At 68.4% G+C, this 22,911-nt stretch carries 21 protein-coding genes; 11 read left to right on the top strand and 10 right to left on the bottom strand.

The window, feature by feature from the left end:
• Together HGB51_RS03555 and HGB51_RS03550 are read right to left on the bottom strand one after the other, a co-directional pair.
• Entirely contained in the window at positions 1–390 is a 390-nt protein-coding gene (locus tag HGB51_RS03555) for a DUF3037 domain-containing protein (RefSeq protein WP_070206384.1), read from the bottom strand.
• A complete protein-coding gene (locus HGB51_RS03550) occupies positions 368–1,144 on the bottom strand; it encodes a HipA family kinase (protein WP_070206383.1) in 777 nt (258 codons plus the stop codon). Before HGB51_RS03550 ends, HGB51_RS03555 begins: the two co-directional genes overlap by 23 nt.
• An 89-nt stretch (positions 1,145–1,233) precedes the next feature.
• Here HGB51_RS03550 and HGB51_RS03545 point away from each other — a divergent pair, with 89 nt between their 5' ends.
• The 4 genes from HGB51_RS03545 (at position 1,234) to HGB51_RS03530 (ending at position 6,603) form a co-directional block, all read left to right on the top strand.
• Positions 1,234–1,551, top strand: a complete 318-nt coding sequence (locus HGB51_RS03545; protein ID WP_084738792.1) for a DUF5076 domain-containing protein — start codon at positions 1,234–1,236, stop codon at positions 1,549–1,551.
• Between the two features lie 9 nt (positions 1,552–1,560).
• Positions 1,561–3,786 carry a patatin-like phospholipase family protein gene (locus tag HGB51_RS03540; RefSeq protein ID WP_070206382.1) on the top strand — a complete coding sequence of 742 codons (2,226 nt, stop codon included), beginning with the start codon at positions 1,561–1,563 and terminating at the stop codon, positions 3,784–3,786.
• A gap of 85 nt (positions 3,787–3,871) precedes the next feature.
• Positions 3,872–6,244: a GH92 family glycosyl hydrolase gene (locus HGB51_RS03535; protein ID WP_216666708.1), complete on the top strand. Its 2,373-nt coding sequence runs from the start codon at positions 3,872–3,874 to the stop codon at positions 6,242–6,244.
• Positions 6,241–6,603: a hypothetical protein gene (locus HGB51_RS03530; RefSeq protein ID WP_070206380.1), complete on the top strand. Its 363-nt coding sequence runs from the start codon at positions 6,241–6,243 to the stop codon at positions 6,601–6,603. Before HGB51_RS03535 ends, HGB51_RS03530 begins: the two co-directional genes overlap by 4 nt.
• Here HGB51_RS03530 and HGB51_RS03525 read toward each other — a convergent pair.
• From HGB51_RS03525 to HGB51_RS03500, 6 genes are all read right to left on the bottom strand, one after another.
• Positions 6,581–7,417: an alpha/beta fold hydrolase gene (locus tag HGB51_RS03525; protein WP_171966726.1), complete on the bottom strand. Its 837-nt coding sequence runs from the start codon at positions 7,415–7,417 to the stop codon at positions 6,581–6,583. The two genes, HGB51_RS03530 and HGB51_RS03525, sit on opposite strands and share 23 nt — an antisense overlap.
• A gap of 58 nt (positions 7,418–7,475) precedes the next feature.
• Positions 7,476–8,615, bottom strand: a complete 1,140-nt coding sequence (locus HGB51_RS03520) for an FAD-dependent monooxygenase (RefSeq protein ID WP_070206378.1) — start codon at positions 8,613–8,615, stop codon at positions 7,476–7,478.
• A gap of 80 nt (positions 8,616–8,695) precedes the next feature.
• Positions 8,696–9,379, bottom strand: a complete 684-nt coding sequence (locus HGB51_RS03515; protein WP_084738798.1) for a MarC family protein — start codon at positions 9,377–9,379, stop codon at positions 8,696–8,698.
• Positions 9,380–9,479: 100 nt separating this feature from the next.
• Positions 9,480–10,082: a hypothetical protein gene (locus tag HGB51_RS03510; RefSeq protein WP_141738979.1), complete on the bottom strand. Its 603-nt coding sequence runs from the start codon at positions 10,080–10,082 to the stop codon at positions 9,480–9,482.
• Between the two features lie 150 nt (positions 10,083–10,232).
• Positions 10,233–11,951, bottom strand: coding sequence for a sodium:solute symporter family transporter (locus HGB51_RS03505; protein ID WP_070206375.1), 1,719 nt, complete (start codon positions 11,949–11,951; stop codon positions 10,233–10,235).
• 2 nt (positions 11,952–11,953) lie between these two features.
• Complete coding sequence (locus tag HGB51_RS03500; protein ID WP_070206374.1) at positions 11,954–14,272, bottom strand: TonB-dependent receptor; 2,319 nt, start codon at positions 14,270–14,272, stop codon at positions 11,954–11,956.
• A gap of 212 nt (positions 14,273–14,484) precedes the next feature.
• Here HGB51_RS03500 and HGB51_RS03495 point away from each other — a divergent pair, with 212 nt between their 5' ends.
• The 6 genes from HGB51_RS03495 (at position 14,485) to HGB51_RS03470 (ending at position 20,847) form a co-directional block, all read left to right on the top strand.
• Complete coding sequence (locus HGB51_RS03495) at positions 14,485–16,224, top strand: SMP-30/gluconolactonase/LRE family protein (RefSeq protein WP_084738790.1); 1,740 nt, start codon at positions 14,485–14,487, stop codon at positions 16,222–16,224.
• 1 nt (position 16,225) lies between these two features.
• On the top strand, positions 16,226–16,984 hold the full coding sequence (locus HGB51_RS03490) for an SDR family NAD(P)-dependent oxidoreductase (RefSeq protein ID WP_216666707.1): 759 nt from the start codon (positions 16,226–16,228) through the stop codon (positions 16,982–16,984).
• A 150-nt stretch (positions 16,985–17,134) separates the two neighbouring features.
• Positions 17,135–17,458, top strand: a complete 324-nt coding sequence (locus HGB51_RS03485; protein ID WP_070206372.1) for a hypothetical protein — start codon at positions 17,135–17,137, stop codon at positions 17,456–17,458.
• A 41-nt stretch (positions 17,459–17,499) separates the two neighbouring features.
• Positions 17,500–19,089, top strand: coding sequence for a multicopper oxidase family protein (locus HGB51_RS03480; protein WP_171966725.1), 1,590 nt, complete (start codon positions 17,500–17,502; stop codon positions 19,087–19,089).
• Positions 19,089–20,228: a hypothetical protein gene (locus HGB51_RS03475; RefSeq protein ID WP_070206371.1), complete on the top strand. Its 1,140-nt coding sequence runs from the start codon at positions 19,089–19,091 to the stop codon at positions 20,226–20,228. The genes HGB51_RS03480 and HGB51_RS03475 overlap by 1 nt, the downstream gene beginning before the upstream one ends.
• Before the next feature lies 1 nt (position 20,229).
• The gene (locus HGB51_RS03470; protein WP_070206414.1) at positions 20,230–20,847 is read left to right on the top strand and encodes an SCO family protein; all 618 of its coding nucleotides are present in this window, start codon (positions 20,230–20,232) and stop codon (positions 20,845–20,847) included.
• 72 nt (positions 20,848–20,919) lie between these two features.
• Here the strand turns inward: HGB51_RS03470 and HGB51_RS03465 are convergent, their stop codons facing one another.
• Positions 20,920–21,201 carry a hypothetical protein gene (locus tag HGB51_RS03465; protein WP_070206370.1) on the bottom strand — a complete coding sequence of 94 codons (282 nt, stop codon included), beginning with the start codon at positions 21,199–21,201 and terminating at the stop codon, positions 20,920–20,922.
• Positions 21,202–21,691: 490 nt separating this feature from the next.
• Here HGB51_RS03465 and HGB51_RS03460 point away from each other — a divergent pair, with 490 nt between their 5' ends.
• The gene (locus tag HGB51_RS03460) at positions 21,692–22,357 is read left to right on the top strand and encodes a cyclic nucleotide-binding domain-containing protein (RefSeq protein WP_070206369.1); all 666 of its coding nucleotides are present in this window, start codon (positions 21,692–21,694) and stop codon (positions 22,355–22,357) included.
• On the opposite strand, the gene HGB51_RS03455 is transcribed toward HGB51_RS03460, so the two are convergent.
• Entirely contained in the window at positions 22,333–22,869 is a 537-nt protein-coding gene (locus HGB51_RS03455) for a hypothetical protein (RefSeq protein WP_070206368.1), read from the bottom strand. The genes HGB51_RS03460 and HGB51_RS03455 overlap by 25 nt on opposite strands.
• Positions 22,870–22,911: the final 42 nt, after the last annotated feature.

Raw genomic sequence — 22,911 nt, 5'->3', positions numbered from 1 at the left:
TCACACCACCCGCACCATCTTCCGCATCAGGTGCTCCACCACGCCCTGCGGGTCCGCGGTGCGCCCCACATGCGTGCTCGACATCTGCACGATGGAACTGCGCTTTGCAGTCAGGAAATGGAAACGCGACCGCGCCGGCAGCTGCGCGATCGGCCCCGCCGTCGCATCGCCGCGGCAGATCGCCACAATCGCATCCAGCCACGGCTGCAGCGCTTCCACATCCAGCGACGGCGCGAACGCGTGCATCCGCGCCGGATCGATCTCAATCGCGGCCTGCAGGTGCTTCGCGCCCGGGCAGGACACGATCACCCCGACGTTGATGAACTCTTCGCGCTCCACCCGCGGTACCACGCGGATGACCGCATAGTCATACGTATGCAGCGTGGGCACGGACGGCCTCCTGTACGAACGCGGCGCGCGCCTGCAGGCGGCACTTCAGGTAATCGATGTACCCCTGGCGATACGCCGCAGGGCTGTCGAAGGCCGGCTCGTCCACCAGCCAGCTGTCCGGCACCAGGTTCACGATTCGCTCGATCTCCGCATCCGGCAGCAGCGCAGCCAGTTCGGCGTCCACCTCGGCGATCTTCGACGCGAACGGCAGCAGCACCTGGTCGCGGATCAGCACGAACGGCTTTTCGCAGGCATCACCCGCGTTGGCCCAGTCGTGGTGGAAGTACATCGCCGCACCGTGGTCGATCAGGTAAAGCTTGCGGTGCCACACCATCAGGTTCGGGTTGCGCGCCGTGCGGTCGACATTGCTGATGAATGCATCCAGCCACACGATGCGCGAGGCCAGGTCGGCGTCCACCGGCATTGCGGCCGGGTCGTAATTGATCGCACCGGGCAGGTAATCGCTGCCCAGGTTCAGCCCCTCGCTGGCACGGATCAGGTCCTGGATCTCCGGGTCCGGCTCGGTACGCGCGAACTCGCGGTCCAGCTCCACGAACATGATTTCGGGAATCGGCAGGCCCAGCGTCCGCGCCATTTCACCGGCGATCAGCTCGGCGATGAGCGCCTTCGGCCCTTGCCCGGCACCGCGGAACTTGAGCACGACCATGCCCTCGTCGTCGGTCTCGACCACGGCGGGCAGGGAGCCACCCTCGCGGAGCGGCGTGATGTATCGGAGCGCATGGACGGTACGCAAGGGGCATCCATTGACGGAACGAGCGGCCCCATCTTACCGTGACCCGGTAACGGTCCGCTGGGGCGGGCCGCCTCCAGGGAAGATCCGTCATGCATACCGATGAACTGCGCGTTCCCGATGGTGTCCTCAGTGACCCCGAAGCATTCGAGATCCTGCGCCTGTGGGCAGCGAATCAGTCGCTGCACGTCAGCCTCAATTCCGATCTGGGCGGCGGTGCCGAGGATTTCGGCGAGCTGCTCTCGGACCTGTTCGAGCATGCTGCGCGCATGTTCGCAGAACGCGACGGACAGTCCGTCCAGGATTGCCGCGCGGTGATGCTGCGTGATTTCCTGAATCGCGTCGACGCACCCAAGGACAGCATCGAAGGTGCGATAAGCGATCGCGATGATCGCAAACCGTCGCACTGAGGCAGCCCCATGCGCGCGCTCTGCCTGCTGACGATCAGTGTCGCTCTGCTGTTGCCGCTGGCGGCATCGGCGCAACCCGCAGGTTCTGACCGCCCGCGCACCTGCCTCGTCCTCGGCGGTGGCGGCGCGCGCGGCGCGGCCCATATCGGCGTGCTCAAGGTGCTGGAACGCGAGCGGGTGCCGGTGGACTGCATTGTCGGCACCTCGATGGGCGCGGTGGTCGGGGGGCTGTACGCCTCTGGTTACTCGGCCGATGAGATCGAGACCGTGCTGGATGGCATCGACTGGGCCGAAGTGCTGCGCGACAAGCCGCCGCGCAACGAACGCAGCATGCGCCGCAAGGAAGACGACCTGCGCCTGCTCGGCGGGGTCGAGGTGGGCGTCAGCAATGGCAAGATCGCCTTTCCGCGCGGGCTGATCCAGGGCCAGAAGCTGGAAATGCTGCTGCGTCGCCTGCTGCTGCCGACCTGGCAGGTGCGCGACTTCGACCAGCTGCCGATCCCGTTCCGCGCCGTGGCCACCGACATCGTCACCGGTGACAAGGTGGTGTTCTCCGAAGGCGACATGGCGCTCGCCATCCGCGCCAGCATGTCGGTGCCCGGCGTGTTCGCGCCGGTGCGTTACCAGGGCCGCCTGCTGGTCGACGGCGGCGTGGTCGACAACCTGCCCATCGACGAAGCACGCAAGCTCGGCGCCCAGCGCTTGATCGTGGTGCGGGTCGGCACGCCGCTGATGGATGAGGAGCGGCTGGATTCGCCGCTGGCGATCAGCCACCAGATGGCCGGCGTGCTGATGAAGCGCGTGGTCGACGCGCAGCTGGCCACGCTGGGTCCGCAGGACCTGCTGATCACGCCGCCACTGGGCACGATGGGCAGCCAGGACTTCAACCATTCGCCACAGGCGGTGGGCGTAGGCGAGCAGGCGGCGCAGGCCCAGGTGACCGCCATCGCGCGCTACCAGGCCAGCCCGCAGCAGTACGCGGTATTTCAGCGGCAGCATCGCCCGCCCGCGTTCGAAGCGCCGATCGTGGCGTTCGTCGACGTGCTGCGCGGCGAAACCCGCACCCCGCGCGTGATCGAACAGCGCCTGCAGCCGCAGATCGGCCAGCCATTGCAGCCGGAGACGATCGAGCGCCAGGTCGCGTTGACCTATGGCGAGGGCCGGTACGAACAGGTGCAGTGGCGGCTGGACGACCGCGAGGGTGAGCTGGGGCTGGTGATCGCGCCGCAGGACAAACGCTGGGGACCGGATTTCCTGCACTTCGCGCTGCGCCTGTCCGACGATTTCAACGGCACCAGCAACTACCAGCTGATCAGCGAGTACACGAAGACCGGCCTGAGCGAGCAGGGCGCCGAACTGAAACTGCGCGCCGGCCTGGGCGAAGTCGAAGAACTGTTCGCCGAGTACTACCACCCGTTCGGCGGCAGTGGCCGCCACGCGCTGTCCACGTACGCGCGTTACCGTGCCACCGACCTCGACCTGGTGCTGGAGCAGGGCGGTTCGCTGGCGCAGTATCGCTACAGCCAGTGGTATGGCGGCCTGCGCTGGGCGTACTCGCCGCATCCGGACTGGGAATTCGCCACCTTCCTCGAGCGCGGCCAGGAGCGCGCGCGACTGGACGTCGGCAACCCCACCCAGCTCGGCAACTACCGCGCCGACATGGGCAGCGTGGGTTGGCAGCTGCGGCACGATTCCATCGACAGTTCCGCCTTCCCCAGCCGCGGCCAGCGCCTGTCGCTTACCCGCCAGCACTACCTCGGCGCGCTGGGTACCGACGACCCGGCAGCCGTCACCCGCCTGCAGTGGGACGGTGCCTGGTCGCACGGCCGCAATCGCTGGCTGGGGGGCGTGCGCGCGTCGTCCGCGCACGGTGGCGACGACCTGCTCGCCACCTACGGGTTCCTGGGCGGGCTCGGCAACCTGTCCGGCTACCCCGAAGAGTCGATCTTCGCCCCGCAGACCGCGCTGGCACGGCTGGTGTACTACCGCCGCGTGGCCCACGCCGATTCGCTGCTGACAATTCCGCTGTACGTGGGCGGCAGCCTGGAGTGGGGCGGCTACTGGGCCGCGCGCGACCAGGTGGACACCGACGGCATGCAGAGCGCCGGCAGCATCTTCGTCGGCGCCGACACCTTCCTCGGCCCGGTGTTCCTGGGCTACGGCCGCGCAGAAGGCGGGCACGACGCGTTCTATCTCACCTTCGGCTCGCTCCTGCGTACGCTGGACGGGTTCTGATGTGCCATTTGTCCCATTGAGGGGTTGATTTAGATCGATACAATCGAGGCAGCCACGCAGGCCGTGGCGCAACTGGGAGTCCGTAGTGCACCGTACGATGCTGGCTGCTGCTTCGCTTGTCCTGACCGCCGCGCCCTGCGCCCTGCAGGCCGCCGACCTCGCCGCCGAGGTCAATCCCTTCATCGGCACCACCAACGCCGGCAACGTGTATCCGGGTCCGTCGGTGCCGTTCGGCATGGTCGCCTTCAGTCCTGAAATGACCCCGCTGCCCGGCAAGCGCTTCGCGTTCGCGGCGCCCGGCGGCTACGAGTGGCGCGGCAACGGCGTGCGGGGCTTCAGCCTGACCCACGTGTCCGGAACCGGCTGCACCGGCGCCAGTGGCGACATCCCGATCATGCCGGTCACCAGCAAGGTGGAGCTGTCGCCGTCCTCGGCCGACGCCGCCCTGCGCTATGCCAGCGTGCTCGACCACAAGCGCGAAAGCGCCAGCCCCGGCGCCTATACGCTCACCCTCGACAACGGCGTGGTGGTCAACCTCGGCGCCACCGCGCGCACCGCCGTCGGTCAGTTCCAGTTCCCCGCCGACAAGCCGGCCAACCTGCTGTTCCGCACCTCCGACAGCGAAGTGGGCAGCACCGATTCCAGCATCGTGATCGACCCGGCCACCCGCACCGTGCGCGGCTCGGTGACCGCCGGCAACTTCTGCGGTTACCTCGCCGAAGACCGTCGCGAGAGCTACTACACCCTGCATTTCGTCGCCGAATTCGATCAGCCGTTCGAAGTGGGCGGCACCTGGCGCGACGACACCGTGCAGCCCGGCGCGCGCGAAGGCGGCGGTGGCACCAGCTACGGCACGCAGGGCCACCCGCCGGCCGGCAAGGGTGCCGGCGGCTGGATCCAGTTCGACCCCAAGCGCAGCCCGACCGTGACCGCACGCATCGGCATCTCGTATGTCGACGAAGCCGGCGCGCGCGCCAACCTGCGCCGCGAAAGCCCGGCCGGCACCACCGTGGCCGCGACCCAGGCCGCCACCCGTGCCGAATGGAACAAGACGCTGGGGCAGGTCCGCGTGGAAGGCGGCACGCCCGATGAGCGCACCGTGTTCTACACCGCGCTGTACCACGCGCTGCTCGCGCCGAACCTGTTCAGTGACGGCGACGGCCGTTACCGCGGCATGGACGGCAAAGTCCATGCGTTGTCCAAGGGCCAGCGCGCGCAGTACGCCAACTATTCCGGCTGGGACGTGTACCGCTCGCAGCTGCAGCTGGTGACCCTGCTGCAGCCGCAGGTCGGCTCGGACATCGCGCAGTCGCTGCTCAACCAGGCCGACCAGAACGGCGGCGTGTGGGATCGCTGGACCCACCTCACTGGCGCCACCGGCGTCATGAACGGCGATCCCTCGCCGCCGTCGGTGGCCGCGATCCATGCCTTTGGTGGACGAAGCTTCGACCTGAAGCGCGCGTACGCCTCGCTCAAGCAGGCCGCCACCGTGCCGACCGAACGCGACCTCAGCCGCCGTGGCTGCCCGGTGCTGTGCGTGGGCCAGCGCCCGGGCCTGGACCAGTGGATGGCGCTGAAGTACATGCCGGTGGGTGCGCCGGGCTGGGGCACCGCGTCGGATACGCTGGAAATGGCCGCCGCCGATTTCGGCCTCGCCGAACTGGCGGTTGCGGCCGGCGACCCCAAGGGTGCCGCGCTGTTCCGCGAACGCTCCGGCTGGTGGCGCAACCTCTACAACCCGAAGGCGACCGCGCAGGCCGGTTACATCCAGCCGCGCAACGCCGACGGCAGCTGGCCGACCTTCGAACCCGCCTCGGACGAGGAGTTCGTGGAAGGCAGCGGCGCGCAGTACCTGTGGATGGTGCCGTTCGACCCGGCCGGGTTGATCGCCACGCTGGGCGGTCGCGAGGCGGCGATCCAGCGTCTGGATGCGTTCTTCCGCAAGGAAAATGGCGACTGGGCGGTGACCAAGTCCGGCCCGCTGCATGCCGAGCTGGACAACGAACCGTCGGTTGCCGCGCCGTGGCTGTACAACTTCGTCGGGCAGCCGTGGAAGACCCAGGAAACCGTACGCCAGGCGATGCGCCAGATCTGGACCAACGCACCGGAAGGCATGCCCGGCAATGATGACCTCGGCCAGATGTCGTCGTGGTACGTGTGGTCCGCCCTCGGCCTGTACCCACTGTATCCGGGTCGCGCCGACCTGGTGATCGGCAGCCCGCTGTTCCGCAAGGCGGTGATCCAGCGCCCGGGCGCCACGTTGACCGTCACCGCCAGCGGCGCGGCGATGGATGCGCCGTACGTGCAGGGCCTGCGCGTGAACGGCAAGCCGAGCGATGCCAGTTGGCTGCCGGCCAGTTTCGTGCAGAAAGGCGGTACGCTGGACTTCGAGCTGGGCACCACGCGCAACACGCAGTGGGGCACGGCCACGCTGCCGCCTTCCCATGGACCGGAATGATCAACGCCGTACATCCACTGCTGCTGCGTAGTGCCGCCGTGCTGCCGTGGCTCGGCCTGTTCGCGAGCGCGGCCATGGCCGCGATCGTGACCGCGTTCGGCCTGCTGGCAATGCCGTACTACGCCGATCTGTTCGGCGCGGCCGGGCAGCCGTTGCCGTGGATCACCCGGATGTTCAGCCAGGCCTGGGGAACGGCCTGGCTGGCACCGGTGCTGGTCGGCGCCGCGCTGTTCCTGCGCACCACGCCGTACGTGCGCATTGCCGCCGGCGTGTTCGGCCTCGGTGCGGCCGTGCTCGGTGCGGTCAGCGCGCTGTTTGCGATGTACCTGCCTTATTTCATGCTGGCATCGCTGGTGTGAGCTCCGCAGTGCCCGCGTGCGCCACGAAGTGCGTGGCCAGCGCGTCGACGAAGCGCTGCAGCGATTCCACGTTCATCAGGTGCCCGCCGGGTAGCATGCACAGCGTGGCCTGCGGCAGGCCCGCGGCCAGCGCATGCACGCCTTCCTGCGGGGCCAGCCGATCTTCATCGCCGCCGATCACCAGGGTCGGCATGCGCAGCCGCGACAGGGCAGGGCGACCGTCGAAGGCCAGCATCGCCTGCAGCAGGCGCAGCCAGTCGTCGCGGTCCTGCTCGTCGTCGGCGTTCTCCGGGTAATCCAGGTACGGGGCGGCGGCCGGGCTGGACAGGAAGCGATCGGAGAACAACCACGGCAACACCAGCTCGAAGATCTGCTTCGGCGTGGCGCCACTGGCGTAGACCGCGCCGATCGCCTTCAGGAACAGCTCGGCCTGGGTGCCGGTGTGCGCGAAGGTAGCGGCCAGCACCAGGCTGCGCACCCGCTGCGGCGCGGCCAGTGTCAGCGCCTGCGCCACCGTTCCGCCCATCGAGAAGCCCACCACGTGGGCGGCATCGATGCCGGCGGCGTCCATGATCGCAAGGACATCCTGCGCGAGGTCTTCAATCGAGAAGGGCGCGGTGCCCCCCGGCGTCTTGCCGGAACCGCGCAGGTCCACCGCCAGCACCCGGAAGCGGTCGGCGAGCGCGTGTTGTTCGGCGACCCAGAACGTGGCGTCGCCGCCCAGTCCATGGATCAGCACCACCGGCGGTGCATCGGTGGGGGAAGCGGTTTCGGTCCAATGCGCAGGACCGCGTGACGTCGTCATCAGGGGCATGGGAAACACCAGCAGGGCAGGCAGGGGCGGGAGGATATCGGTTGGCGCGGGCGGGCGCTCATGCGGCGCGCAGGTCGGGCAGGTCGGGCAGGTCGATGCCATTGGCGGCGGCCGCCATCTGCGCATCCGGTACCGGGCCCTGGCGGTTCATGTCCACCAGCGCCTGGTTGAGGTCGACGAAGGCGCGCATGCGCGCTTCGTAGCGGGCGAACGCGGCTTCCGGCGTGGTCGGTGTGTTGGCCAGTTCGCGGGCCAGCACGAACGCGCCGACCAGCGCCAGGCTGGTGCCCTGGCCGGAGAACGGCGAAGCGCAATGCGCCGCGTCACCGACCAGCGCGACCCGGCCCTTCGACCAGCACGGCAGTTTGACCTGCACCAGTTCGCCGAAGTAGAAGGCGTCGGTGCTGCCCACCGCGTCCACCAGCGGCTGCCAGCGGCCCCCCAGCCCGCGCAGTTGCGTGCGGGTGAGCGCCTTCTGCGCGGCCACGTCGTGGCGCAGCGCGCTGTTTACCTCGGCACCGAACCCTGCGCCCACGCGCAGCTCGCGGCCGCTGGCATCGGGGTAGACCACCACGCCCAGTTCGGCGTCGCGGTACATCCCTTCGCGGCCGTCCAGCGCCATCAGGTTGGGCGCGCTGTAGAACGCCAGCGCGCCGCCGAGCGGCAGCAGGCAGTCGTCGCCCGGCTGCACGGCATGGCTGCGCACCGGCGAGTACACGCCGTCCGCACCGATCACCACGTCGTAGGTGCGCAAGAGCTGGCGCGCGAAACTCACGATCACGCCGTTCGCGCCGGGGGTCAGCGCGGTGATGTGTTCGTCGAAGCAGATGTCCGCGCTGGCCTCGGCCGCGCTGGCCAGCACCCGGCACAGGGTGTCGCGGAAGATTTCGATGTCGGCGCTGTCGAGCTTGCCGCCGCTGAAGGTGCGGCTGTCATCCACGCTGACCGGTTCGCCCTGGCGATCCAGCATGCTCAGCCCGCGCAGGTGGGTGCGCTGCGCCTGCAGCGTGTCGTGCAGGCCCATGGCCTTGACCACCTCCAGCGCCACGCCGCGGATATCCACCGCATGCCCGCCATCGCGCAGCAACGGTGCCTTTTCCACCACGGTGACGGGGAAGCCGAAGTGGCGCAGCCACCAGGCGGTGGCGAGCCCGGCGACACCGGCGCCGGAAACGAGAACGGTAGGAAGCGGGGGCATGACAGGCGATCCAGGAAGGGAGTGCGCACAGCCTAGGGCGATGCGCGCGCTGCTTCTTGACCTGGGTCAAGCCAGGCCGATCAGTGCGGCGCGGGCAGCCCGAGCAGTTCAGAAAGGCCCAGCCAGCCGATCTGCACGCCGATGCACAGGATCACGAAGGCCAGCAGGCGCAGCATCACCTGCATGCCGGTGCGGCCGAGGAGGGCCTGCAGCCGGCCGGCATAACGCATGCACAGGTAGATCAGCGCGCACAGTGCCACCAGCGCGCTGGCCGCCGCCACCACATGCACCACTTCCGGGCCCTGTTCCGGCGAGGTGGTGCCCACGGCGGTCGCCACCGCAATGGCGCCGGGGCCGACGGTAAGGGGCAGGGTGAACGGATAGAAGGTCTGCGATTCGACCGTGGCGTCCAGGTCCAGGTCCTGGCGTGCCTCGGCCTGGGCCGCACCGGTCAGCGAGACGCGCTCGGGTTGCGCCGGCGCATTGAGCAGCCGCCATCCGGTGGCCGCAATCACCAGGCCACCGGCCAGGCGCAGCACCGGGATCGAGATGCCGAAGAACGACAACACCCAGGCCCCGATGCTGATCGACACCGCCAGCATCACCAGGCTGTTGAACGCCACCGCGCGCGCCACGTGGGCGCGTTGCTTCTGCGTTGCATCGGGCATCAGGCCCAGCACCATCAGCGCCGCGCCGGGTGGGTTGATCACCGGCAGCAGGCTGGTGAAGATCACCAGGAAGGCATGGCTGAATTCATTCCACATGATGCTTTCCATTGGTCAGGCCGGGATCGCCCGCCCACCTTGCCAGAAAAAAGGCCGCACGCGATGCGTGCGGCCCTGGATTCAAGACGCGAACCGGTTCTCAGTAGCCCCACCAGGGCTGGCAGTGCAGGTGGCCATACGGGCCGCGCCAGCAACGCCCACCCGGATACGGGTGCGGACCGCCGCCCCAGCCCCACGGGCGCGGGCCATACATCGCCGGGCCGTACCACCAGTCGATGAACACGCTGGCATGCTGGCCGGCGTCGGGCAGGGTGCCGCCCAGCACGCGGATGTCATAGGTCAGGTTGTTGCCGCTCAGGCGCGGGTTGGTCAGCTCGACCACGGCCAGGTCGGTCTTGCCGTTGACCACGGTAGAGACCGTGGCGTTGGGCGGGTCCTTCTGGAAATCGTCCTTGCCGCTGCCCCAGTAACTGACGAACCTGGCGGTGGACACGTCACCGGTCATGCGCTCGGGGCGGTCGGTGAACATCAGGGTCTGCTCGCCCACGCCCTTCAGGGTCAGGGTCTTGCCGTCGGACTGGAAACCATTGCCGGTCTGCACGAACAGCCAGTTGGCGGCCGGCATCGGCTCCACGTTGCCGGCAGGTGCTGCCGCTTTCGCGCTTGCGGGGGCGGCCTGGGCGCTCAGTGCGCACCAGGGCAGAAGGAGCAGCATCGCCACTCCGAGGGAAAAACGCTTCATTGCTGTCTCCGAAAAAAGGGTTGGGGGCGAGGGCAGCAGGGACGGGGGAGAGGGTGCGTCCGCCGCTGGCATCGCTGGGGGAGGACATTACGAGCCCGCGCGGGGCCGCCACTTGACCCAGGTCAAGCGCGGCGAACATGGCAGCAAGGCTCAGCCCGGGTGCTGCGCACGCAGCTGGCGCACCACCCGCCGCCAGGCGACGGCGGCGATCAGCAGCAGGATCGCGCCGAACATCAGCAGGGCGGTGCGCCCACTGTCGTTGAAGGCGATCAGTACCAGCGTCAGCACGCCGGTCACGGTGAGCGAGATCGCAACGGTGCGCGCCGGCGCGTGATCGTTCGCGTCGACGGTCGTCATCGGCGTCGGCGCATAGGCGTCAATGCGCGCGCGTACGCGCTGCCATTGTGGCGCGGGACCTTTCGCGATGACGTGCGATATCGAGAGGATCACCACCGGCAACACCGCACCGACCAGCACGTCGGTGAGTCGTGGGTTGGCCTGTATCCAGCGCGCGGGCGCGCTGTCGGCGAACCAGCCCAGGTCCATGCCCAGTCGCACCAGCACGCCGATGCTGAAGCTGATCCCGGCGGTAGCAAACACCGTGTGCGTTCCGATCCGGCCACTGAGCAGGCCCCAGATCGTCGGCGCCATCAACGGCCCGAGCAGCATGCCGGTCAGGGTCAGCACGATCTTCTCCGCACCGCCCATGCGCGGCACGCACCACGCCACCGCGATCAACGCCGCGCCGATCAGCAGGGCGAACAGGCGCCCGGCAGCCACCAGTCGGCGCTCGCTCGCCTCCGGGCGCAGGCGCCGGTAGAACTGCTCGGTGAGCACGCCGGCGAACACGTTGATCTGCCCGCTGATCGCACTCGCCGTGGCCGAGAACATCGCCGCCATCATCAGGCCCAGCATGCCGGCCGGCAGCACCAGCTGGCTGGCCAGGATGTAGGCCTGCTCGGGGTCGGCGTCTGGTTGCAGCATGCGGTACAGCAGCGGCGGGGTCAGCCACAGGGTGGGACTGACCAGGTACAGCACGCCGAACAACCACGCGCTCCAACGCGCGTCGCGCTCGGTCGGCACGCAGATGTAGCGCTGTGCGAACGCCCATTCCGCGCCGACCAGGAAGAAGTGCACCGCCACCCAGCCGGCCATGAACCACAGCGTGTACTGGCTGGAGAAGGGCTGGAAGAAGGTCTCCGGTACCGGTGCCAGCGGCACGCCGCTGTGCAGCTGCCACCACAGCAGCGGAATCACGAACAGCACCGCGAGCTGCAGCACGATGAACTGCAGCACGTCGGTCATCAGCACCGCCCACAACCCGCCGGTGACGGTGTAGGCCACCACCACCGCGCCGAACACACCGATCGCCACCGCCAGTGAAAGATGCCCGGTGGCGTCGTCGCGCAGCAGGTGGCCCGGTTCCAGCGGTACCAGCGCCACCAGCATCACCGACAACGCGTACAGCGCCACCCCGGTGGACACGATGCGCATGCCCATCATCGCCCAGGTGTACAGCTGCACCGCCTGCGGTCCGAACCGCAGCTGCACGAATTCGGCCGGCGTGGTCACCCCCGTGCGCCGCCAGCGCCCGGCGACGAGGCTGCCGACCAGCAGTCCGGCAACGCCGATGCAGGTGTTGATCGCAATGGCGACCACGCCCTCGCGATAGGCCAGCCCGCCCCAGACCACGAAGGTGCCGGCCGACTTGAGGGTCATGAACCCGCTCAACCCGGACACCCACCACGGCGAGCGTCCGCCGGCGGCGAACATGTCGCGCGAGCGCCGGTTGCGTCCGGCGTAGCGCAGGCCGATCAGCAGCGTGCCGATCAGGTAGGCAGCCAACACCGCGAAATCGATCGGCGCCATCGTCAGAAGTTCATGCGCAGGCTGAGGCCGGCACGTCGGCGGAAGTCTCCCGGCAGTTGCTGCGCATACGCGTTGGCACCACCGGCGGTGCTCACCGGCATGATGTTGGCGGCATGGCGGGTGTCGGCCAGGTTGTGCACGTACACACCCAGTTCGACCTTGCCATCAGCAAAGATCAGGCCCGCCGACAGGTCGGCGATGCCGTACGCGCGCTGGGTCATCCGTGGGTTCTGGCTGATGTCGAACACCACTGCGTCCTGCCAGCGGTAGTCTGCCTGGACATACACATCCATCTTCGCGGTCAGCGGCGCGTCGTAACGCGCGCCCAGTACGCTGCGCCAGCGCGGCGCGTTCATGAACTGCTTGCCGTCCAGGTTCTGCACGAACGCACCGCCGTTGCCGGTCGGCAGGCAGCCCTGCGCGGCGGTCTGGCCGGTGTAGCAGGGGCCATTGGGCACGCCATCGAAGCGCGCGTCCAGCCAGGTCACCCCGCCGCTGAGGCTGAAGTACGCGTGCGGGCGCGCAATGAATTCCAGCTCCACCCCGTCGATGGCCACGCCGCCGGCGCTGGTCAGCAGGAACAGCCCCTGCGTCGCGCTGTAGGTCTGCGCCTGGTAGTCGTCGATGCGGGTGCGGAAGCCGGTGAGGTTCAGCATCAGTGCGTTGTCGAACAAGGTGCTTTTCAGTCCGGCCTCGAACAGTTCAGACGTTTCGGCAGGCGCGGGCAGCTGCGCGAACTGGGCCGCGGTCAGACCCAGCGTGGCGGCCAGGCCTTCGCCCTTGTAGCCGGTGCCCCAAGCCAGATACCCGGTGACCACCGGCGTGAACGCATAGCTCGCACTGAGCCGGCCGATACTGGCGCTGTCGCGGTAGCGGCCGCTGACCGGCCCGAACGCCGGCAGCGTGGCGGGTTGGTCGGCACCGTTGAAGCGCGCGTCCTGCGGCCGCACGAAGCGCAGCTGCTGGCGCTCGGTGAGCAGGCGCAGGCCGGCGGTCAGGGTCAGGCGTTCGCGCGGTCGCCAGTTGGCCTGCCCGAACAGCGCGGCATTGCGGCTGTCCACGTCCGAATGCCCGGCCAGCACCGCCTGGTCGCCGGGCATGCGCGGTACCACGTGGCCATCGGCCGCGATGCCGGTGGTCGCGCCGATGTTGAGCCCGCGCCGGTCCAGCGAATTGTGGACCGCACCGTCGAAGTAGTACGCGCCCAGCAGATAGTCGAACGCGGTGTGGGTGGGCGAGGCCAGCCGCAGTTCCTGGGTGAAGGTGCGGCTGGACTCGATGTTGAAGTTGCGCGTGACCAGCTGCGCCGGGGTGTCGTCCAGGTCCACGTCGCTGTCGTTGTCGAAGCGGCGCCAGCCGGTGATGCTGGTCAAGGTGTGCCGGCCCAGCGCGATCCGCGCGGTCAGTGCCGCGCCGGCATTCTTCTGCCGCACGAACGGCATCACGTCATTGTTGACCTGGTCGTTGTCGCGGCCGACGGCGGTGCCGGTCGGCAGGGCACGCGGATCGGTCGTGGCCTGGGTCAGCGGCAGCGCGCAGCAATCGGCGTCCAACCGGCTCACATCCGCGCTGAGGGTCACGTCAGAGCGCCGGTCGGCCGACCGCCACTGCAGCTTGCCGCGCACGCCATACGCGCGCTGGTCGTTGAACGTGCGCCCATCGCGCAGGTTCTCGGCATCGCCATCGCGGCTGCGCTCGAACGCCGCCAGCCGGTAGGCCAGCTGTTCGCTGAGCGGTCCGGACACGGCCGCTTCCAGGCGTTGCTCGTTGTCCTGTGCGAGCAGGGCAGACAGGGCGCCGCTGCGGCGTTCGAAATCCGGTGCGCGGGTGATCACCTGGATCACGCCGGCCGACGCGTTCTTGCCGAACAAGGTGCCCTGCGGACCGCGCAGCACCTCCACCCGCTCGACATCCAGCAGGTCGCTGAAGGCCGCGCCGGGGCGCTGCAGCACCACCCCGTCCACCACGGTGGCGATGCTGGGTTCCACCCCGGTGGAAAACACGTCGGTGCCGACGCCGCGGATTCGGATGGCGTTGTTGCGCAGCTCATTGCCCGCCGAGAAGGTCACGCTGGGCACCAGCGCCTGCAGCCGGCTGATATCGACCGCCTGGCGGCGCTGCAGGGCCTGCCCGTCCACCACCGACACCGCCAGCGCGATGCGCTGCACGTTCTCCTCGCGGTGCTGGGCGGTCACCGTGATCCGGTCCAAGGCCGTCACCGAGGGCGTGGCGCGGGCGCTGGGGTCTTCCCGCGCGACTACCGCCGCTGCCGGTTGCGCCAGCACCGTGAACAGGGCCATTTCCAGCGACCGCCATGGCATGCGCCACTCCGTGAACGGTGGTTCGGATTCATTCTGTAACGTGACCTGCGTCGCTGCACAGGCCTGTTCAGCTGCAAAGCAACCAGTAAAACTACTGCCTGTTCAGCATCGTCCACGGAGCGGCAACGGTTTGCGGCGGTGCGCTCCAACTTGCGGAACGCCGTTCTAAAACTTAGGATCGGCAGCGTCGGCCCCAGCCCCGGACAGCGATCATGGCGCGAACCAGGCAATCCGCATCCCGCGACGACCTCGCCGAGGTCGTGGACGATGGCGACCCGCGTTTTGCCATTCCCGGTGCGCAGGCGCTGTCCAAGGGCCTGAGCCTGCTGACCCTGATCGCCGACGCGCCGCACCCGCTGCCCTTCAGCGAACTGGGCCGGTACTCCGGGCTGCCCAAGAGCACCCTGCACCGGATCCTGCAGACCCTGATCGAATACCGGCTGGTGCGCGTGGACGAGGCCAGCCAGACCTATCGCCTGGGCACGCGCCTGTTCGAAATGGCGCACCGGGTGTGGAGCGATTTCGACCTGCGCAGCGCGGCCGAGCCCGAGCTGCTGCGGCTGCGCGAACTCGCCCAGGAAACCACCCGGCTCGGCATCCTGGAAGGGCGCGACATCCTGATCATCGACCAGCGCGACCACGTGCAGGCGATGCGCCTGGCCAACGGCGTGGGCAGCCGCATGCCGGCGGTGGTCACTTCGATCGGCAAGGCGATGATGTCGCATCGCCCGCCCGAAGAACTGCAGCGGTACCTCGGCAGTGGACCGCTGACCGCGCTTACGCCGCATTCGATCCTCGACCTGGCCGAGCTGCAGCGCGAAATGGACCTGATCAAGGCCCGCGGTTACGCAGTGTCGGTGGAGGAATCCGCACTCGGCGTCAGCGGCGTGGCGGCGCCGATCCTGGACCACCGCGGCGAAGCCATCGGCGCGGTCAGCATCAGCGGCCCGTCGTTCCGGCTGCCGCTCGAACGCCTGCATGCGCTGGGCCGCGATGTGATCGAAGCGGCGCGGCGCATTGCCGGCAACGTGGGGGAAACCTTCATGTCGATCAGCAGCTCGGTCACGCCGAGCCATGCCGTGGACCACGACGTGCGCTGCGTGATCCCGCACAGCGCGTTCCTGGCCGAAAGCCCGCATTGGCTGGGCGACGGACGCTCGCTGCTGTGGGTGGACATCCTCGCGCCGTCGGTCAACATCTCCAACCTGGTCACCGGCGATACGCGGACCACGCCGCTGGGCGAACTGGTCGGCGTGGTGGTGCCGCGCACCTCGGGCGGTTTCATCGCCGCCACCCAGAGCGGCTTCCGCGTGCTCGACCTGCCCGGTGGCGACATGCATCCGATCGCCGCGCCGCTGCACATGAGCGGACGCCGCTTCAATGACGGCAAGTGCGATGCACTGGGGCGCCTGTGGGCCGGTACCCTGGCCATCGATGCCACGCCCGAACGCGGCGCGCTGTACCGGCTCGACACCGACGGCGTACTCGACGAGATCGAAGGCGGCTTCCACATCTGCAACGGGCTCGGCTGGAGCCCGGACAATACCCGTTTCTACCTGGCCGACTCTGGTCGCCGCACCGTATACGTGTACGACTACGCGCTGGAAAGCGGCCGCGTGTCGAACAAGCGCGTGTTCGCCACCTTCACCGACTCCGAGGGCATGCCCGACGGCCTGGCGGTCGACGCGCAGGGCCATGTGTGGTGCGCCATGTGGGACGGCTGGGCGATCAAGCGGCTGGCGCCGGACGGCACCGTCGTGCGCAGCATCGACCTGCCAGTACCACGCCCCACCAACCTGGCGTTCGGCGGGCCGCAACTGAAGACGCTGTACATCACCACCGCGCGGATCCGCCTTTCCGCCACCCAGCTGGCCGCCGCGCCGCTGTCGGGCAGCCTGCTGGCGCTGGACGTGGATGTCGCCGGCGCGCCCGTTCGCGGTTACGGCGGCTGACATGGCCCGGTACCCCTCGCTTGCGGGCACGGTGGTGGTGGTCAGCGGGGGCGCGTCGGGCATCGGCGCGGCCATCGTGGAAGCCTTCGCGCTGCAGGGAAGCCAGGTGTGCTTCGTGGACATCGACTCCGATGCGGCGCAGCGCACCGTGGCAGCGCTGGAGGCGCGGGGCATCGCGCCACCGGCGCATGCGGTCTGCGACCTGCGTGACATCGAGGCCTCGCTGGCGGCGGTTCAGGGCCTGCTGGCCGGGCGCACCCCACATGCGCTGATCAACAACGCCGGCAACGACCAGGCCCAACCGCTGGGCGAAGTCAGCTTGGCCGACTGGGACGACCGCGTCGCGGTCAACCTGCGCCACCAGTTTTTCCTCGCCCAGGCGCTGTCCGTGCCGATGCGCGCGGCCGGGCAGGGCGCCATCGTCAATCTCGGCTCGGTGGCATGGCGCATCGGCGTGCCCGGCGTGCCGGTGTACTGCACGCTGAAGTCGGCCGTGGAAGGGCTGACCCGCAGCCTTGCCCGTGAATTGGGAAGCGACGGCATCCGCGTGAATGCGATCGCACCCGGCTGGGTGCTGACCGAGCGCCAGCTGGCCAAGGCCGCTGCCGACCCGGGCAAGTCCGCGCGTTACTTGGAGCGGCAGTGCCTGAAGACCCACCTGCGGCCGGCCGACATCGCCGAGATGGCGCTGTGGCTGTGCGCCGACGAAAGCGCGATGTGCACCGGGCAGACCTTCACCGTGGACGGTGGCGTGGCCTGACCGGCCGTTGACCGGCCGCTGAGCGGCCAAAGTTGCGTTGACTTGATCTGGGTCATGTGGCCGGCATCCGGCCGCCGCTACCGTGCGCGTGCCCCCCGTCCCGTCAGCGAGAACGGCATGCCTCCCGTCCCACGCAAACCTGCGCCCCCCATGCACACGCCCAGCCTCGATGAGGACATGTGCGTGCACATCTTCACCACCTCGGCCGCGATGATCGGGGTGTGCATGACCGTGGTCGGCGTGCTGCACGTGATCATCGTGCTGCGCAAGGTCGACACCTTCGGCGACGACCTGCTGTGCATCAACTCCCTGATCTACCTGGCCTCGTGCCTGAGCGCCTACTGGGCGCTGCGCACCCGTCGCCGCAAGCGCAACCGGGCCCTCGAGTGGGCCGCCGACTGGCTGTTCCTGCTCGGGCTGGTGGTGAGCACCATCGCCACCGCCTTCATCACCTGGGCGGTTGCCGGCACCTGACGCCGCAGCCACCCCTTTCCGTTTCTTCTACAGGTATCGCCATGGACGCCCCAGCCGCCGTTCCCACCCCCTCACGCGCGCGCCGCCTGCGACGCCTGCATGACCTCTACGCCGTGGCCTTGGTGGGCGCGCTGCTGTTCACCGGCGCCACCGTCGCGCAGGCGCCGGCCGAGCGCAGCAGCCCGGGGGCACCGCTGCAGCCGCCGGTCGAGATCCGCTACGGCGCCGACGGGGTCAGCCAGGGCACCCTGCGCGCGGCGATGTCGCAGGTGTCGGTGGGCGGCGAGCCGTACCGCGCGCTGGTGTTCAACGGCAACTACGACTCGCCGCTGATCCGGACGAAGCCGGGCGGCACCATCGCGGTCACCCTGGACAACCAGATGGACGAAAAGACCAACCTGCATTTCCACGGCATGACGGTGACGCCGCTGGATTCGGGCGACAGCATCTTCCGCGAAGTCGGCCCGCACCAGCAGGGCCTGTACCAGTTCAAGCTGCCCCCGGACCACAGCCCCGGCGCGTACTGGTACCACAGCCACTTCCACGGCGGCGCCCAGCGCCAGGTGGAGTCCGGCATTGCAGGGCCGATCCTGGTCGACGGCATCCTCGACCCGTTCCCCGAACTGAAAGGCATCAAGGAGCGCGTGCTGGTCCTGCGCAACTTCCAGAAGACCAGCACCGGCAAGCTGGCCAGCGCGATCGTGACCAGTGCGCCGTCGATCCGCACCGTGAACGGGCAGGCCGACCCGGTGATCGACATCCAGCCCGGCGAAACCCAGCTCTGGCATCTGCTCAACATTTCCGCCAACCAGTATTTCCGCGTGCGCATCAACGGCCAGGACGTGCAGATCCTCTCGCGCGACGGCAACACCGTGACCAAGAAGGTGATGACCGACGAACTGCTGATCGGCCCGTCGGCGCGCTTCAGCGTGCTGGTGGTGGGTCCGCCCGCCGGTGACCACCCGGTCGAGCTGGCCGCCGGCAACACCGGCGCCGCCGGCGACCAGTACAAGGGTGCGCGCATCGCCACGCTGCGTTCGGCCGGTGCACCGGTGCCGACCCGCTCGATCACCAGCGCGTACCCGGCGGCGCAGGACCTGCGCAACGTCGCGGTCGCCAACGTCCGCCAGTTCGCCTTCCAGGATTCGCCCACCGACGGCGACGCCTTCATGATCAACGGCGAGCGCTTCGACCCGCGCCGGGTCAACACCACGGTCAAGCTCGGCGACGTGGAAGAGTGGCGCCTGTACAACCCGTCGCAGGAACTGCATCAGTTCCATATCCACCAGACCGACTTCCAGGTGGTGGCGATCAACGACAAGCCGGTGCCGTTCAGCGGCTACCGCGACACCGTGTTCATTCCCACGCGCGGCTCGATCACCCTGCGCATTCCCTTCAAGGACCCGGTGATGCTGGGCAAGTTCGTCTACCACTGCCACATTCTCGAACACGAGGACGGCGGCATGATGCAGGTGGTGCAGGTGGTGCGCCCGGAAGACTACGAGCAGGCGGTGAAGCTGGCGCCGCTCGGCGGCATCTATGGCGACAACCAGACCTGCAGCTACCTGCAGAACACCGGCCGTGAGTTCGTGCTGCCCACCAATGTGCAGCTGCCCGCGGAGGTGCGCTGATGAATACCGTGCGCCGAACCGCCCTGATGCTGGGCGTGACCGCCGGGCTGGGCCTGGCCTCCACTGAAGCGCGTGCCGACAAGGGCTACTACCCGAACGTCGGCATGGACTACAGCGCGGTGCTGCAGTACGACTACAGCCACGCTGAAGACTCGCCTGCGCCGCGCAACACCACCGACTTCTACCCGGACATCCAGAGCAGCTTCTACGTACGCTTCAGTCCGAACGACCAGATCCGGCTGTCGACCGAACTCAATCCGATCAACCCGCCGGCCACCGGCGAGAAGCGGACCTTCGGCGACATCGGGCTGGTGATCAACGAACTGAACTACTACAAGCTTACCCAGCACACGCAGCTGCAGGTGGGCAAACTGCAGGTGCCGTTCGGGCGCGCCATGGACGCCGCACCCGGGTTGTACACCAACGATTTCGTGTCGACCTACGACCTCGGCGGCATGCTCGGCGCCACCTATGCCTATCGCTGGTTCGGGCAGAAGGCCGGCATGGTGCAGGGCGGCGTGAACCTCTACACCGCCGACACCACCGAACTGAGCCGGCCGTTCCTGCGCAGTGGCGGGCGCGCGCAGCGCTCGGACGGCGGGCCGGCCAACACCGGCAAGCTGGACTCGTACGCGCTCACCGTGAACTGGAATTCGATTCCGGCACTGCCGTTCCTGGAACTGGAAGCGGGCTACATGCGCAACCGTGCCGGCGTGGCCCAGCCCGATACCGGCCCTGCCGATGACGAGATCATCAGCGTGGTCTCGGCGCGCTACATCTGGGCGCCGGCATCCAGCGCGGACCTGGACAGCACCCTGCGCGGCCGCTACTTCGACGTGGTGCCGCTGGTGGAATACGCCGACGTGCAGAATGAAGATGCGGTGGCCGGCAACGATACCCGCTACCTCACCACCTCGGTGACGGTGGACTACGGGCGCTGGGTGTTCGGCGCCACCCGCACCGACAAGCGGCGTCCGTGGGCGCCCGGGGCAGGGCGGCACGATTACCTCAACGAACTGAGCATGGGCTACCGGGTCACCGGTCAGCTGACCATGGCGTTCTCGGTGGGCAGCCAGGCGCAGGCCGGGCAGGATTCCAACCTGGTCGGTTTCGCGCTGACCTATGAAGGAGCGCACTGACATGCTGCGGAGCCTGTGGCCGGCGTTCGTACCGGCGGTATCGTTGTCGTTGCTGCTGCTGTCGATGCAGCCGCTGGCGGCGCAGAACCAGACCCTGATCGGCGGGCCGTTCAAGCTCACCGACCAGAACGGCCAGGCGGTGACCGACCGCAGCTTCCACGGCAAGCCGGTGCTGCTGTACTTCGGTTTCACCAGCTGCCCGGACGTGTGCCCGACCGACCTGGCCCGCGTGCAGCGCATTGCGCGGCGCGTGCAGAAGGCGGGTGGGCCGTCGTTGACGCCGGTGTTCGTCAGCATCGATCCGGAACGCGACACGCCGGCGAAAATGAAGAGTTACGTGTCGCTGTTCGGGCCAGACATGGTGGGGCTGACCGGCACGCCGGCGCAGATTACTGCGATCACCGATAGCTACCACGTGTATTACAAGAAGGTGCCCTACGGGAAACCGGGCCAGTACATGATGGATCACTCCACGTTCGTGTTTCTGCTCGACCGCAATGGTCGGTACGTGGATCACTTCGGGCGTACGGCGGATGAGGCGCAGGTGGCCACGCAGATCGTGGGGGAGCTTGCGCGTACGTCGCCGCGTGCGCGGGTGGCGGCGGTGCCACGTCGTTGAGGGTCGTACATCCAACAAAAAACGCGGCCCTGGGGCCGCGTTGTTGTTTTGGCGCTTCGCACCGGTCGCCGATCAGGGGCGGCCGTTGTTGTTGGCCGAGGTCGCCGCCTGGCGCAGCTCCGCGTCGGCCTGGATCAGCAGCTGGCGCGCGCGTTCGGCATGGCCGCCGAGGCCTTCCACGTTGTTCTGCTGGGCGGCACCGACCAGCTGGTAGGCCTGCACGATGTGTTCCTGCGCGGTGCGCAGGTCGCCGTGGCGTTCGCCGATGTTGACCACCGGCTCAGCCTGGGCAGCACCGGCCAGTACAAGGGCGCCGAACAGGGCGAAGGGGGCGAGGCGGGTCATGCGGTTCATGCGATTACTCCGAAAGATTTTGAGGGTCCGTGATCCGCGTCAGTGCGGCCGGTGAGCACACATTAGGGACTGCCAGACGCCGCTTCTTGACCTGGGTCAAGCGGAACGAAATCGCCTCCTGAATACGAAGAACCAGTAGAAATACTGATGATTCTCATATTGCGGAACGGTGTTCCAATAAATATCATGGAACCGTGGTCCACATATTGGATCACGCGCGCCACCGCCCCCTGCGGTGCCGCACCCCCGGCATCCATCGCCGGTCCGGCCGAACGGCACCACGCCTTCACGACGGCCCGCCTCATCGCTTTTGTTCTGCGCATCAGACAGGGGGAAGGCGGCAGGCATATCCAGTCCTGCCAGTGCCCGGTTACCGGGCGACGCTGTAGTGCTGGAGTTACATGTCATGGGTACTAGCTTTGGTGCGCCGTCGGCGCGCTGCCGCGAATGTCAGTCCTGCCCGTTGGTATCGGACTGTTTTCCCGGTTCCATGGAGGCAGGCAACCTGCACGAGCTCGACGGCCTCATCGAGCACACCGCCCCGGTCCACGCCGGCAGTTTCCTGTTCCGCCAGGGCGACCCGTTCCAGCACATCGCCGTGATCCGGCTGGGCACGGTGAAGACGTATTCGATCGACCGCGAAGGGCGCGAGCAGACCCTGGGCTTCCACATGCCGGGCGACATCCTCGGGCTCAGTGCGATCGATGAAGAGCGCCATCCCTGCAACGCCATCGCGCTGGACACAGTGACCACCTGCCGCCTGCCGTTCCGCGTGGCGGCCTCCCTGTCGGCCCGCATGCCGCAGCTGCAGGCCAAGCTGTTCCGGCTGCTCAGCCGCGACATCGCCCGCGCCACGCAGCTGTCGTGCAACAACAGCGCCGACGAGCGCCTGGCGGCGTTCCTGATCGGCATGGCCGACCGCATGGCCGCACGCGGCTATTCGGCCAGCCGTTGGCAGCTGACCATGTCGCGGATGGATATCGCCAGTTACCTGCGGCTGGCACCGGAAACGCTCAGCCGGCTGCTGCGCCGCTTCCAGGCCGAGGGCCTGGTCGCGCTGGACGGGCGTGAAGTGGAAGTGCGCGGCCGCGAGCGCCTGCAGGCGATGGCGGCCGCCGAGGCGGGCCTGGATCAGGTCCGCAGGGAAGCCGCATAACGGCTGGTGAAACGGCTGGCAGCGAGCAGGGCGGTGACGATCACCGCCACGCCGACCATCAGTGCATTGGGCCACACCAGCACCAGCGCGTCGGCCGCCACGATCGCCGCCACCGCTGCGGTCCACACACCGGATACCACGTAGTGCCCGCGGATGAAGCGCGGCGTCAGCCATACAGCCGGATCGCCTTCCGGCCGGGCATAGCCCAGCGTGAAGGGGCGCCCGATCAGCAGCGATGCCAGCATCACCAGCAGCAGCACCGCATCAACCGCCAGGCGCACGCCCATCACCGGCCACGCCGGTCGGGTCAGGCCGGCATACACGGCCAAGCTACCGAACACGATCAGTGACACCAGCTCAAGCAGCCCGCAATGCCGGCGTGGGCCGGTCCAGTCGCGCGCGCACAGGATCAACGCGGTCAGGGCGGCCGCGCACAGCGCGCCCGAGGTGCCGAACAGGCGCGCGGCAACGGCAAAAACCAGAAAGGGCATCAGGCCCAGCAGGATGTTCATGGAGGAATTCCAGGGAGGGGAATTCCAGCCTAGACAGTACGC

The sequence above is a fragment of the Stenotrophomonas bentonitica genome (assembly GCF_013185915.1).
Classification (GTDB): domain Bacteria; phylum Pseudomonadota; class Gammaproteobacteria; order Xanthomonadales; family Xanthomonadaceae; genus Stenotrophomonas; species Stenotrophomonas bentonitica.
The sequence above is the reverse complement of the archived record's forward strand: the minus strand, read 5'-3'. Positions and strand labels throughout refer to the sequence as shown.

Bases quoted from the DNA above. Each gene is read 5' to 3' on its own strand.
- HGB51_RS03540 (WP_070206382.1), top strand. From the start codon at position 1,561: ATGCGCGCGCTCTGCCTGCTGACGATCAGTGTCGCTCTGCTGTTGCCG.
- HGB51_RS03455 (WP_070206368.1), bottom strand. From the start codon at position 22,869: ATGAACATCCTGCTGGGCCTGATGCCCTTTCTGGTTTTTGCCGTTGCC.
- HGB51_RS03510 (WP_141738979.1), bottom strand. From the start codon at position 10,082: ATGAAGCGTTTTTCCCTCGGAGTGGCGATGCTGCTCCTTCTGCCCTGG.
- HGB51_RS03460 (WP_070206369.1), top strand. From the start codon at position 21,692: ATGGAGGCAGGCAACCTGCACGAGCTCGACGGCCTCATCGAGCACACC.
- HGB51_RS03480 (WP_171966725.1), top strand. From the start codon at position 17,500: ATGGACGCCCCAGCCGCCGTTCCCACCCCCTCACGCGCGCGCCGCCTG.
- HGB51_RS03500 (WP_070206374.1), bottom strand. From the start codon at position 14,272: ATGCCATGGCGGTCGCTGGAAATGGCCCTGTTCACGGTGCTGGCGCAA.
- HGB51_RS03530 (WP_070206380.1), top strand. From the start codon at position 6,241: ATGATCAACGCCGTACATCCACTGCTGCTGCGTAGTGCCGCCGTGCTG.
- HGB51_RS03520 (WP_070206378.1), bottom strand. From the start codon at position 8,615: ATGCCCCCGCTTCCTACCGTTCTCGTTTCCGGCGCCGGTGTCGCCGGG.
- HGB51_RS03485 (WP_070206372.1), top strand. From the start codon at position 17,135: ATGCACACGCCCAGCCTCGATGAGGACATGTGCGTGCACATCTTCACC.
- HGB51_RS03495 (WP_084738790.1), top strand. From the start codon at position 14,485: ATGGCGCGAACCAGGCAATCCGCATCCCGCGACGACCTCGCCGAGGTC.
- HGB51_RS03490 (WP_216666707.1), top strand. From the start codon at position 16,226: ATGGCCCGGTACCCCTCGCTTGCGGGCACGGTGGTGGTGGTCAGCGGG.
- HGB51_RS03525 (WP_171966726.1), bottom strand. From the start codon at position 7,417: ATGCCCCTGATGACGACGTCACGCGGTCCTGCGCATTGGACCGAAACC.
- HGB51_RS03475 (WP_070206371.1), top strand. From the start codon at position 19,089: ATGAATACCGTGCGCCGAACCGCCCTGATGCTGGGCGTGACCGCCGGG.
- HGB51_RS03515 (WP_084738798.1), bottom strand. From the start codon at position 9,379: ATGTGGAATGAATTCAGCCATGCCTTCCTGGTGATCTTCACCAGCCTG.
- HGB51_RS03545 (WP_084738792.1), top strand. From the start codon at position 1,234: ATGCATACCGATGAACTGCGCGTTCCCGATGGTGTCCTCAGTGACCCC.
- HGB51_RS03465 (WP_070206370.1), bottom strand. From the start codon at position 21,201: ATGAACCGCATGACCCGCCTCGCCCCCTTCGCCCTGTTCGGCGCCCTT.
- HGB51_RS03505 (WP_070206375.1), bottom strand. From the start codon at position 11,951: ATGGCGCCGATCGATTTCGCGGTGTTGGCTGCCTACCTGATCGGCACG.
- HGB51_RS03470 (WP_070206414.1), top strand. From the start codon at position 20,230: ATGCTGCGGAGCCTGTGGCCGGCGTTCGTACCGGCGGTATCGTTGTCG.